Annotated in this window: 10 protein-coding genes; 2 read left to right on the top strand and 8 right to left on the bottom strand. The window is 64.3% G+C overall.

Annotated features, from left to right (window positions below):
- Positions 1-132 precede the first annotated feature (132 nt).
- Positions 133-1455: a branched-chain amino acid transport system II carrier protein gene (gene brnQ / locus ACMGGK_RS03265; protein ID WP_016930038.1), complete on the top strand. Its 1323-nt coding sequence runs from the start codon at positions 133-135 to the stop codon at positions 1453-1455.
- A 69-nt stretch (positions 1456-1524) separates the two neighbouring features.
- Here the strand turns inward: brnQ and tkt are convergent, their stop codons facing one another.
- On the bottom strand, positions 1525-3519 hold the full coding sequence (tkt, locus tag ACMGGK_RS03260; protein ID WP_206194867.1) for a transketolase: 1995 nt from the start codon (positions 3517-3519) through the stop codon (positions 1525-1527).
- A gap of 238 nt (positions 3520-3757) precedes the next feature.
- Between tkt and ACMGGK_RS03255 the strand changes: the two genes are divergently transcribed.
- Positions 3758-4510: a M48 family metallopeptidase gene (locus ACMGGK_RS03255; RefSeq protein WP_016930039.1), complete on the top strand. Its 753-nt coding sequence runs from the start codon at positions 3758-3760 to the stop codon at positions 4508-4510.
- A gap of 41 nt (positions 4511-4551) precedes the next feature.
- Here ACMGGK_RS03255 and ACMGGK_RS03250 read toward each other — a convergent pair whose 3' ends face one another.
- The 7 genes from ACMGGK_RS03250 to ACMGGK_RS03220 form a co-directional block, all read right to left on the bottom strand.
- Positions 4552-6192 (bottom strand): thiamine pyrophosphate-binding protein, encoded by a 1641-nt coding sequence (locus ACMGGK_RS03250; RefSeq protein ID WP_197766400.1) that lies wholly within the window; start codon positions 6190-6192, stop codon positions 4552-4554.
- Between the two features lie 52 nt (positions 6193-6244).
- On the bottom strand, positions 6245-7714 hold the full coding sequence (locus tag ACMGGK_RS03245) for an aldehyde dehydrogenase (RefSeq protein ID WP_016930041.1): 1470 nt from the start codon (positions 7712-7714) through the stop codon (positions 6245-6247).
- Between the two features lie 16 nt (positions 7715-7730).
- The gene (locus ACMGGK_RS03240) at positions 7731-8525 is read right to left on the bottom strand and encodes an aspartate dehydrogenase (protein ID WP_420276687.1); all 795 of its coding nucleotides are present in this window, start codon (positions 8523-8525) and stop codon (positions 7731-7733) included.
- 15 nt (positions 8526-8540) lie between these two features.
- Positions 8541-9335: an SDR family oxidoreductase gene (locus ACMGGK_RS03235; protein WP_049299792.1), complete on the bottom strand. Its 795-nt coding sequence runs from the start codon at positions 9333-9335 to the stop codon at positions 8541-8543.
- On the bottom strand, positions 9332-10150 hold the full coding sequence (locus tag ACMGGK_RS03230) for an alpha/beta fold hydrolase (RefSeq protein WP_048796837.1): 819 nt from the start codon (positions 10148-10150) through the stop codon (positions 9332-9334). The genes ACMGGK_RS03235 and ACMGGK_RS03230 overlap by 4 nt, the downstream gene beginning before the upstream one ends.
- On the bottom strand, positions 10150-10674 hold the full coding sequence (locus ACMGGK_RS03225) for a cupin domain-containing protein (RefSeq protein ID WP_074055124.1): 525 nt from the start codon (positions 10672-10674) through the stop codon (positions 10150-10152). The genes ACMGGK_RS03230 and ACMGGK_RS03225 overlap by 1 nt, the downstream gene beginning before the upstream one ends.
- Before the next feature lie 168 nt (positions 10675-10842).
- A complete protein-coding gene (locus tag ACMGGK_RS03220) occupies positions 10843-12099 on the bottom strand; it encodes an MFS transporter (RefSeq protein ID WP_016930045.1) in 1257 nt (418 codons plus the stop codon).
- Between the last annotated feature and the right edge of the window lie 20 nt (positions 12100-12119).

Here is a 12119-nt window from a genome sequence, read left to right as displayed (position 1 = left end):
ATTAATCAGGTTTTTGTCGCCGAATTATTATATCCTGCCGGACGAAAATTTTTGCGGGCGCTCGCTGCCCCACGCGCCAGCCCTCTGCAGGCAGGCCGTTTATTTCATGAATACAGGCAGTGCCATACCGTTATGACCAAGAGTTTATCCCCGAAAGACATTATCGCCCTGGGCTTTATGACCTTTGCCCTGTTTGTCGGCGCCGGCAACATCATCTTCCCGCCGCTGGTGGGACTGCAGTCCGGCGAACATCTGTGGCCGGCCGCTATCGGGTTTATGGTGACCGCCGTCGCCCTGCCGGTGATCGCCGTGATCGCGTTGGCGCGCGTCGGCGGCAGCATCAGCCTGCTGACCGGCCCCATCGGCCGCACCGCCGGCTTGCTGCTGGCGACCGTCTGCTATCTGGCGCTCGGCCCGTTATTCGCCACGCCGCGAACCGCCAATGTCTCTTTCGCCCTCGGCATTGCACCTTTCACCGGCGACGGCGCCCTGCCGCAGTTCATCTACAGCCTGCTGTTCTTTACCCTGGCGATGATTGTGTCGCTTTATCCCGGACGGTTGCTCGATAACGTCGGCCATATTCTGGCGCCGCTGAAAATTCTGGCGCTGGCCGCGCTCGGCATCGCCGCCCTGGTCTGGCCCGCAGGCGCGCCGCTCTCCGCCGTCGGCAGCTATCAAGCCTCGGCGTTTTCCACCGGCTTCGTACAGGGTTATCAAACCATGGACACGCTGTCGGCGCTGATGTTCGGTTCGATTATCGTTACCGCCGCCCGCTCGCGCGGCGTCAGCGACAGCGGGTTGCTGCTGCGTTATACGCTGTGGGCCAGCCTGATCGCCGGCGTCGGCCTGACGCTGGTCTATATCTGCATGTTCAAACTCGGCGCCGGCAGCGGTAGCCTGATCGAGAACGGCGCTCAGGATGGCGCGGCAATCCTGCACGCCTATGTACAGCACACCTTCGGCGATCTGGGCAGCGTCTTTATGGCGGTGCTGATGTTCATCGCCTGCCTGGTGACGGCGGTCGGCATGACCTGCGCCTGCGCGGACTTCTTCTCCCGCTACCTGCCGCTCTCTTACCGCACGCTGGTGGTCATCCTCGCCCTCTTCGCCATGCTGGTCTCCAACATGGGGCTGGCCAATCTGATCCGCGTCTCGCTGCCGGTGCTGACGGCGATCTACCCGCCCTGCATCGCGCTGGTGTTGCTCAGCTTCAGCCAGAACCGCTGGCGCAGCGCCAGGCGCGTCTTCGCGCCGGTGATCGCCACCAGCCTGGTGTTTGGCCTGGCCGACGGCCTGAAGGCTTCCAGCTTCAGCGGCCTGCTGCCCGCCTGGTTCGATAAGCTGCCGCTGGCCGAACAGGGGCTGGTCTGGCTGCAGCCTACGCTGCTGGTGCTGTTGCTGGCGGCGGCTTACGACCGGTTGCGCGGCGTCGAAAGCGCCAATGCCGCGTCGTAAGCGCGATTTCCGCCCATAAAAAAAGCCGGTCATGATGACCGGCTTTTTTATCGGCTGGCGCCAGACCGCTTACTTCAGCAGCGCCTGCGCCTGCGCCACCACGTTGTCCACGGTGAAGCCGAACTCGGCGAACAGCTGCTCCGCCGGCGCCGACTCACCGAAGGTGGTCATGCCCACGATGGCGCCGTTCAGCCCCACGTACTTGTACCAGTAGTCCGCGATACCCGCTTCCACCGCCACACGCGCCGTCACCGCCGCCGGCAGCACCGACTCGCGGTACGCCGCATCCTGCTTGTCGAACGCGTCGGTCGACGGCATCGACACCACCCGCACCTTGCGGCCCGCTGCGGTCAGCTTGTCCGCCGCTTCCACCGTGATGCCCACTTCGGAGCCGGTGGCGATCAGGATCACGTCCGGCGTGCCCGCGCAGTCTTTCAGCACGTAGCCGCCGCGGTACACGTTCGCCAGCTGCTCTGCGGTGCGCGGCTGCTGGGTCAGGTTCTGGCGCGAGAACACCAGGGTGGTCGGGCCGTCGTTGCGCTCGATGCCGTACTGCCACGCCACCGCCGATTCCACCTGGTCACACGGGCGCCAGGTGCTCATGTTCGGGGTCACGCGCAGGCTCGCCAGCTGCTCCACCGGCTGGTGGGTCGGGCCGTCTTCGCCCAGACCGATGGAGTCGTGGGTGTAGACGAACACGTTGCGCAGCTTCATCAGCGCCGCCATGCGCACCGCGTTGCGGGCGTATTCCACGAACATCAGGAAGGTCGCCGAGTACGGCAGGAAGCCGCCGTGCAGCGCGATGCCGTTGGTGATGGCGGTCATGCCGAACTCGCGCACGCCGTAATGAATGTAGTTGCCCGCCGGGTCAACGTTCAGCGCTTTCGAGCCGGACCACATGGTCAGGTTGCTCGGCGCCAGGTCGGCGGAGCCGCCCAGGAACTCCGGCAGCACCTTGCCGAACGCTTCCAGCGCGTTCTGCGACGCCTTGCGGCTGGCGATGTTGGCCGGGTTGGCCTGCAGTTTTTCCACGAACGCTTTGGCGTCGGCTTGCCAGTCGGCCGGCAGCTCGCCGTTCATGCGGCGCTTGAACTCGGCGGCCAGTTCCGGGAAAGCCCTGGCGTAGGCGGCGAACTTGTCGTTCCAGGCCGCTTCCTTGGCCTGACCGGCTTCTTTGGCGTCCCACTGAGCGTAGATGTCCTGCGGGATTTCAAAGGCGGCGTATTTCCAGCCCAGCGCTTCGCGGGTGGCGGCCACTTCGGCAGCGCCCAGCGCGGCGCCGTGCACGTCATGGGTGCCGGCCTTGTTCGGCGAACCGAAGCCGATAACGGTCTTGCACATCAGCAGCGACGGCTTGTCGGTCACCTTGCGGGCTTCTTCAATCGCGGCCTTGATGGCGTCAGGGTTGTGGCCGTCGACGTTGCGCACCACGTGCCAGCCGTAGGCTTCGAAACGCAGGGCGGTGTCGTCGGTGAACCAGCCGTCGACGTGGCCGTCGATGGAGATGCCGTTGTCATCGTAGAAGGCGGTCAGCTTGCCGAGCTTGAGGGTGCCGGCCAGGGAGCAGACTTCGTGCGAGATGCCTTCCATCATGCAGCCGTCGCCCATGAAGGCGTAGGTGTGGTGGTCGACGATGTCATGGCCGGGGCGGTTGAACTGCGCCGCCAGGGTGCGTTCGGCGATGGCGAAGCCGACGGCGTTGGCTATGCCCTGGCCCAGCGGGCCGGTGGTGGTTTCAACGCCCGGGGTGTAGCCGTACTCCGGGTGGCCCGGGGTTTTGGAATGCAGCTGACGGAAGTTCTCCAGCTCGCGCATCGGCAGGTCGTAGCCGGTGAGGTGCAGGAGGCTGTAAATCAACATGGAGCCGTGGCCGTTGGAGAGCACGAAACGGTCGCGGTCAGCCCAGTGCGGGTTAGTCGGGTTGTGGTTGAGGTAGTCACGCCACAGGACTTCGGCGATGTCCGCCATGCCCATAGGGGCCCCCGGGTGGCCGGAATTTGCTTTTTGTACGGCGTCCATGCTGAGTGCGCGGATGGCGTTGGCAAGCTCTTTACGAGAGGACATGTTTTACTCCAGGTCGGATAAAAAAAGCAGTCAAGTTCCCTATTTTCTCAGACTCCACATCACAACGGCAATCCCTAATGCCAAATGAGAGCGAGTTCACCACTTATTAGCACGATTGGACGCTTTTTCGGAATAACACTATTCTCGCCTTAGCTGGCGTACACTAGGCTCTTGCGACAAGATTTCCTCAAAGCAAAATGACTCTTTTACCTTGTTACCTTCACAGGAAGATGGCGTTATGAAAATTCGTACCTCTTTGATTGCGTTGGGCATTGCCACCTTGGCAACCGGCTGTCAAAACCTGAATACCGAAACCTTGATGCAGTCCGGCGCGCAGGCGTTCCAGGCGGCGACCCTGAGCAACGACGACGTTAAGGCCCTGAGTGATAAATCCTGCGCCGAGATGGACAGCAAGGCACAAATCGCGCCGGCCGGCAGCACCTACGCCAAGCGTCTCAACAAAATCGCTGCGGCGCTGGGCGACAACATCAACGGCACCCCGGCCAACTACAAGGTCTACGTGACCAAAGACGTCAACGCCTGGGCGATGGCCAACGGCTGTATCCGCGTCTATAGCGGCCTGATGGACATGATGAACGACAACGAAGTGGAAGGCGTGCTGGGCCACGAAATGGGCCACGTGGCGTTGGGCCACACCCGTAAAGCGATGCAGGTGGCTTACGGCACCGTGGCGCTGCGCACCGCGGCGTCCTCCGCCGGCGGCGTCATCGGCTCGCTGTCGCAGTCGCAGCTGGCGGATATCGGCGAGAAGCTGGTCAGCGCCCAGTTCTCGCAGAAGCAGGAAAGCGAAGCGGATGATTACTCGTTCGATCTGCTGAAAAAACGCGGCATCGATCCGAACGGCCTGGCCACCAGCTTCGAAAAACTGGCCCAAATGGAAGCCGGCCGTCAGAGCAGCATGTTCGACGATCACCCATCTTCCCAAGCGCGCGCGCAGCACATTCGCGATCGCATCGCGGCAGAGAAGTAACAACGAGAACGCCCGGCAACCGCCGGGCGTTTTTTATCGTATCAATACAGGGTTTTCTGCGGCGGCCCGGCGAAGGTCAGCGGCCCGACCCGCTTCATGTCCACCTCGACCACCGACGGCCCCGGGTAATTGATCGCCTCGGCCAATACGCCGTTGAACTGCGCCGCCGCGTCCACCTTCCAGGCTTTCAACCCCATCGCTTCGGCGATCTGGGTAAAGGCCGGCGTATGCAGCTCGTTGTAATACTGGCGCCCGGCGAAATACTTGTCCTGAATGCCACGCATCACGCCATAACCGCCGTCGTTCATGATCAGCAGGGTGATGTTCACCTGTTCCTGCGCCATGGTCGCCAGTTCCCCCAGACCCAGCGCCAGACCGCCATCGCCCACCAGCCCCACCACCTTGCGCTGCGGGTTGGCGATTGCGGTGCCGATCGCCATCGGCAGCCCCATTCCAATGGCGCCAGCCAGCGAGTGTATGTTACACAGCGGCGAAATCGCCCGAAACAGCCGGCTGCCCCAGACGCTGCCGGAAACGGTGATATCGCGCACCAACAGCCCGTCCTGCGGCAGCGCGGCGTCGATGGCGTCATTGAGTTTGGCGTATTCGCCGGACTGCTGGCGCAGCGCGCTCTCAGCCTGCTGCACCGCTCCCGCGATCTCGGCATCCCACTCGGCGCTCACCTTCTCGCCAGGGGTCAACCGCGCCGCCAGCGCCGTCAGCAGCGCCGCACAGTCGCCATTGATCTGTTCATCGGCCAGGTAGTTGCGGTTGGCCGCCGCCGGATCGATGTCAATTTGCACCAACGGGCGCGGCAGCGGCAGCGTCCAGGTGCGGGTTTCATTACTGCGCAGGCGCGAACCGGCCACCAGCGTCAGGTCGCACTGCGTCAGGATCGCTTCAATGCTCGGCGAGTTGTGGAACGCCCGCAGGCTGCGCGGATGGCTGTCCGGCAGAATGCCGCGCCCGTGGGTGCTGGAGATCACCGCCACGCCGGCGTCCGCCAGCTTGCGCACCGCGTCGCCGCAGGCCAGCGCACCGCCGCCCAACCATAACAGCGGGCGCTTGGCCTGTTTCAGCCGCTGATGCAGCCGCTCCACCGCTGCGGCGTCCGCCTTCGGCAGCGGCGCCGGCGCCAACGCTTCGGCCAGCACCGAGCGGGACACCAGGCTGCTTTGGATATCGATCGGGATCTCGACCGCCACCGGGCCGCAGGGCGCGGTTTGCGCATCCAGGATCGCTCGCTGGATCACCGCCACCGCCTGTTCCGGCGAATTGACCCGGTAGGCGCGCTTGGAGCAGGCGCGCAGGAAGCCGAGCTGATCGCGGGTTTCATGAATAAAACCGGCGTCGGCGTCCAGATAGGCTTTTTCCACCTGGCCGGTGATATGCAACAGCGGCGTGTTGGCGTTGAGCGCCTCAATCATCGCCCCCACCGCGTTGCCCGCGCCGGCGCCGGTGCTGGTCAACGCCACGCCCAGGCCGGAGAAACGCCCGTGCGCGTCGGCCATGGTCACCGCGCCCGCTTCGCCGCGCGCCGGCACGAAGCGAATTTTATCGCGCTGCCCCACCGCATCGGCGATCGGCAGATTATGAATCGAAATGATGCCGTACATCGCCGACACCGCGTACTGTTCCAGAGTCCGGGCTATCGCCTCGCCAACCGTGATTTTATCGCTCATCATCTGCCTTCTTAGGGTAATCGTTATTAGGGTTATGCGTAGAGGTGTCGGCCTAGTCGCTCCAGCGGTTCACCTGATGGCTCAGCGCCAGATACACGCTTTTCTGCTGCATGTAGGCCTTGATGCCGTTCAGGCCCTTTTCGCGGCCCAGTCCGCTTTCCTTGAAGCCGCCGAACGGCGTGGAAATCGAGAACGTTTTGTAGGTGTTGATCCAGACGGTGCCGGTTTCCAGCCGCTCCGCCAGCGCCATCGCCCGCGGGAAATCGCGGCTCCAGATGCCGGCCGCCAGGCCGTACACCGAGTCGTTGGCCTGTTCGATCAGCTGTTGCTCGTCGTCGAACGGCAGCGCCACCAGCACCGGGCCGAAGATCTCCTCCTGGCACACGCGGGCATCGTTGTTCAAACCTTCGATAATGGTCGGCAGGTAATAGCTGCCGCTCGCCAGTTGCGGATCGGCCGGCGCTTCGCCGCCGATGCTCACCCGGCCGCCCTCCTGCCGCGCCAACGCCACGTAGTCCGCCACGCTTTGCCGATGCTTGGCGCTGATCAGCGGGCCGAGATGCACGCCCGGCACCAGCGGGTTGCCGATGCGCAGCCCCGCCGTCAGTTCGGTCAAGCGCGCCAGCAGCGGCTGATACAGCGAACGATGCACGAACAGCCGTGAACCGGCGATGCACGCCTGGCCGGCGGAGCTGAAAATGCCGTAGCAGATGCCGCGCGCCGCCTGTTCCAGATCGGCGTCCTCCAGCACGATGGTCGGCGATTTACCGCCCAGCTCCAGCGAGGTGGGGATCAGCTTGTCGGCGGCGATGTGCGCCAAATGGCGCCCGGTGCCGGTCCCGCCGGTAAAGGCGATCTTTTTCACCAGCGGATGGCGCGCCAACGCCTCGCCGATCACCGAACCTTTGCCCGGCAGCACGCTGAGCAGCCCGGCAGGGAGCCCCGCCTGTTCGAACAGCTCGGCCAGCTTCAGCGCCATCAGCGGCGTGGCTTCGGCCGGTTTGAGCACCACGGCGTTGCCCGCCGCCAGCGCCGGCGCCACCTTCTGCATTTCGCTGGCGATCGGTGAGTTCCACGGCGTAATGGCGGCGATCACCCCCATCGGTTGATACTGACTGAGCGTCATCACTTCGGCGCTGCGCGGGGTCGGCAGCTCGCCTTCCAACACCTCGCAGGCGGCGGCGAAGTAGCGCGCGGTCGCCGCCGCGCTGGCCACCAGGCCGCGGGTTTCCGCCAGCGGTTTGCCGTTGTCGCGCGTCTGCAACTCGGCCAGCTGTTCCTGCTGCGCCAGGATCAGGTTGCTCACGCGGTAGAGAATTGAGGCGCGTTGGTGCGGCACCAGCCCGCGCCATTCCGGCGCGCGCCAGGCCTTTTCCGCCGCCTCTACCGCCTCGTTGACATCCTCGACGTTAGCGGCGCGCAGCCGCGCGTTGACGCTGCCGTCGGCCGGGAATACCGAAGCCATCTCTTCGCCGCGCCCTTCACGCCAGCGCCCGGCGACAAAAATATTCAATCGTTCCATGCTCCGCTCCTGCCGTTCAGGCAATAAAACCGCCGTCCACCAGACGGCGGCAGGCTTGTACCGCGCTCAGCGCCGCCAGGGTTGATGTTTTGGGATTGCTCGCCAGCGGGTTGCCGCTCAGCTCAATGTGAAACTCGCCAAAGTCGCCGCACACCTGCAGGCGATGGGTATTGCGCCGGGTGGCGGGATCGACCTGCAGGCGCACCCGGGTGGCGTCCATCCCCAGACCGTTGAGCGCAATAGTGGCCGCCACGTTGGCGTTGGCCGGGAACAAACGCGCCGCTTCGCGCGCCGAGCCTTCAAAAAATACCTGCGCCTCGCGCACCGCATCGAGCTCGATCAGTTGCTCCGCCGGGCTGCCGCGCCAGCTGGCCGGGCTCTTGCTGGCCTGATAGGTCACGCTCTCCAACCCGCCTTCACGCGCCGACGCCAGCCCGTCCATCCCCGCCACCGCGCCGGACAGCACGATCAGCTGCCCGTGATGGCGGCGGCAAACCTGCTGCAGCCGCTGTTGCAATGCGGCGTCCGCCAGCGCGCCGGTCGAGACCACCGCCAGCGGCCAACCGCGCTGCAGCACCGCCTCGCCAAACTCCGCCACCGCCTGCTGGCTGGCGCACTCCAGCACCAGATCCGGCCGCTGCGAACACTGCTCCGGATGGGTCAGCGCCTGCACCCGCCCGTCAAAAGCCTCGGCGATCGCCGCATGATGAGCTGCGCGCGCCAGGATCCAGCCAACCTCCACGCCTTCCGGCAGACGGGCGATCACTTCCTTCGCCATCGCGCCGTAGCCAATCATCATGATCTTCTTCATCTTTCTCGGCCCCTGCTACACATGGCGGTTAAAGCCGCCGGAAACGTCCAGCGCCGCGCCGGTGGTAAAGGAAGCCAGCGGCGAAGCGAGGAACAACAGCGCCTGCGCCGGCTCCTGCGGCTTGCCCAGGCGTTTCATCGGGATGCCGCGCCGTTCGGCGATGGCCGCCGTCCACTGCTCCCAACTTTGATCTTTATCGCTGCGCTCGTCGAAACGGCGGCGCCACTGGCCCGACTCCACCATCCCCAGCAAGATCGAGTTAACCCGAATGCCTTTGCCCACCAGCTCTTTCGACAGCGTCAGCGTCATGTTGAGCAGCGCGGCACGCGCCGCCGAGGTGGCGATCATGTGCTCTTCCGGCTGCAGCGCCAGCAGCGAGTTCACGCAGGTGATAGACGCGATCGCCGATCGTTCCAGCGCCGGTAAGAACGCCTGCACCGGGTTGATCACGCCGAACAGCTTCAGCTCGGCCTCATGCAGCCAGGCCTCGCGCGGCGTCTGGTCAAAATGGGCGACGAAGCCCTGACCGGCGTTGTTGATCAGCAGATCCACGCCGCCGAAATGCGCCGTCACCTGAGCGGCGAACTGCGCCACCTGCTGCGCGTCCAGCACGTCGCAGCGCAGCGCCAGGATATCCGCCTGCGGGAAGTCCGCGCGCAGGCTGGCTGCTGCGCCGGCCAGCTTGTCCTGATCGCGGCCGCAGAACGCCACTTTCGCCCCTTCGGCCAGCAGCAGCTTCAGGGTTTCAAAACCGATGCCCGACGAGCCGCCGGTCACCACCGCCACCCGATCCTCAAGCTGAAAATTCATCGTTGGATTGCTCCCGTAAAGTCCCGCAGATAGCGGTTGAAACACGCCGGCGCATCGAGGTAGCTGGCATGACCGGCGGCGGCGATCAGACGCAGCGTCGCGTCCTGCTCGCGCGCCAGCTCGGCCGCCTTCTCCGGTGGCGTAATGCGATCCTGTTCACCGCACCACACCTCCAGCGGGCCGCGATAGCGCGCCAGATAGCGACCGATATCATCGTTGGCCAACATCCAGGCGGCACTCAGAAAACCGTCGGGATCGAGCTGCTGCATGCCGTTGCGCACCCAGGCGATATCCTGCGGATCCGCCCCTTCACGCAGCAAGGCCGCCGCCCGCTGCTCGCCGTAGCCCACCGGCCCCAGCGTCTCTATCATCTGCTGGCGCTGGCCGTACACCTGCCGGCGTTTTTCCTCCGGCGCCGTGGCATAGCCCTGCGCCGGATCCGCCAACACCAGCCCGCACAGCCCATCCGGATAGCCGGCGGCATAGGCGCTACCGATCAGCGCCCCCAGCGAATGGCCGACGATCAGCGGCTGCACCAGCTGCAGCTCATCAATCAGCGCCGCCAACGCCGCCGCATAACCGGCGGCATCGGCCTGCGGATCCGCCAACGGCAGGCTGCCGCCGTAGCCCGGCGCGTCCCACGCCAACAGACGGTGGCCGTCCGTCAGGCCGTTATCGTTGAACTGCTTGATCCACGAGGCGGATCCGGAGCTGATGCCGTGCAGCAACACCACCGGCCGCCCCTGCCCGGCCTCGCGCCAGCTCAGGGTGTACGCCCCGCAGCGCGCCCGTTGGCGTTGCGCCAGGCCGTTCATCAGTTGCGCTTCACTTTGGACAGCGGGTGATCCGCCGGATAGGTCGGGATCTCCGGCTTGGCGGTGCCGAGCATCACGCACATCAGCGCCTCTTCCTCGCCGTGGTTGAACAGGCCGCGATACACCCCCGCCGGCACCGAGATCAGATCGCGCTCTTTCAGCCTGGTTTCGTAATACTCTTCCCCATCCTGAATCATCAGCGTGATGCTGCCTTTCAGCATGAAGAACACTTCTTCCACGTCGTCGTGCAGGTGCAGCGGGCCCTCGCACTTCGACGGCAGCACCATGGTGGAGAAGGTGAAGTTGCCCGCCGGAATGGTGTTGGCGTCGCTGGCCACGCCGGTGGCGCCAGTGCCGATGTAGCGCATCTGCGCGCGGCGGTATTTCGGGTCAAAATCGGCCTGGAATTTCAGCGCGTTCCAGTCATATTTGCGGCCTTCGAAACGGGCAATGCGCGACTCCACCCAGTTCTCTATCGACAGATCCTGCGGCTTGACGCCAGCTTTGTTCTCAACCTGAGACATGTTGTCACTCCTCTGTTGAATCAAATGGTTATCCCCTTCGTCTTTCACGCTGTCGCGTTGTTGGCTGCATTCGTTCGCACCAGTCACTTACCGCAGTAAGCTCCTGGAGACTCACGAACTTGCCGCCTAGCCACAGCATGAAATCCATTGGGCTTAGTAATTGTTAATTCAGTACTTTCTCAGCAACGGCAGCAGAATGAGGCAGCCGACGAACGCCATCACCACCAGGAACAGCAGGCCGTTATCCATATTGCCGGTGGCGGCGATCAGCGCCCCCATCAGCACCGGCGCCAGCGCGCCGGCAAAATTGCCCAACCCGTTGAAGATGCCGCCGGCGGTGGCGCTCACCTTGCTGCTGGTGGCCTTCGCCAACAGCGCGAAAATATTCGGCGCGCCGGCGCCCCACATAAAGGTGCTGAAGGCCATGGCGGCGATCACGCTGTAGGTGCCCTGCAGGTGCAACACCACCGCCAGACCGAGGCCGGCGCCGCACAGCGACAGGAAGCAGGCCAGCGCGCGGCGATCCAGCTTGTCCGACAGCCAGGCGCCCAGCACTTCGCCGAGCAGCATGGCGATGAACGGCAGCGAAGAGAGGTAACCGGCATGCTCCAGATGAATGCCTTTGCCCTTGATCAGATAGCTCGGCAACCAGCCGTTCATGCCCCACAGGTAGGTCAGAAAGGCGATGTTGAACAGGCAGATCATCCAAAAGTGCGGACTGCGCAGCAGCTCGCGGCGGTGCTGTTTGCGTTCGGACACCGCCGGTTTGGCCGCCGCCGCCGGACGCGAGACGTTCAGGTGGCGCATGCCGAACAGCACCAGCAACATCACCGGCAACGTCAGAAACGCCATAAAGAAGAAGGTGGCCTGCCAGTCGAAGGTATTGAGGATGTACAGGGTGACCGGGAAGCCGAGCGCGGCCCCCAACGGCGTGCCGAGCAACCACAGCATGGTGGCGCGCGCCTGCAGCTGCGGCGGGAAAGCCTGACGAATAATGGCGTAGGCCATCGGCAGCAACGGCCCTTCGGCGATGCCGAGCAGGATGCGCAGCGTCATCATGGCGTGATAGGAACGCACCAGCCCCATCAACACCATCAGCACGCCCCACACCACCATCATGCCAATCAATACCTTGACCGGATTAAGCCGATCGCCGATGCCGCTGAGCAGCATTGAGGAAATGCCGTAGGAGAACAGAAACGCGCTCATCAGCAAGCCCAGCCGCGCCGGGTCAAAACCAATGCCCAACGCCTGCTGAAACTCGGCGTCGGAAAACAGCGCCGCGATGCTGATCTTGTCGAAAAACGCCAGCAGTACGCAGGCGAACAGCGCGATCGGCACCGACCAGCGCACCCGCTGCTGCGGATTTTCGGCAACGGTTTCCCCCGCCCGTCCAGCGCGGGCGTCAATGTCTTGCGTAGTCATAAAACGCTCCCGAGGTTCGG

Origin of the sequence: Serratia sp. BNK-33-b (assembly GCF_048684565.1) — a bacterium.
Taxonomy (GTDB): Bacteria; Pseudomonadota; Gammaproteobacteria; order Enterobacterales; family Enterobacteriaceae; genus Serratia; species Serratia marcescens.
Note: the sequence above shows the minus strand (reverse complement) of the source record. Positions and strands in the feature narration are given on the sequence as shown.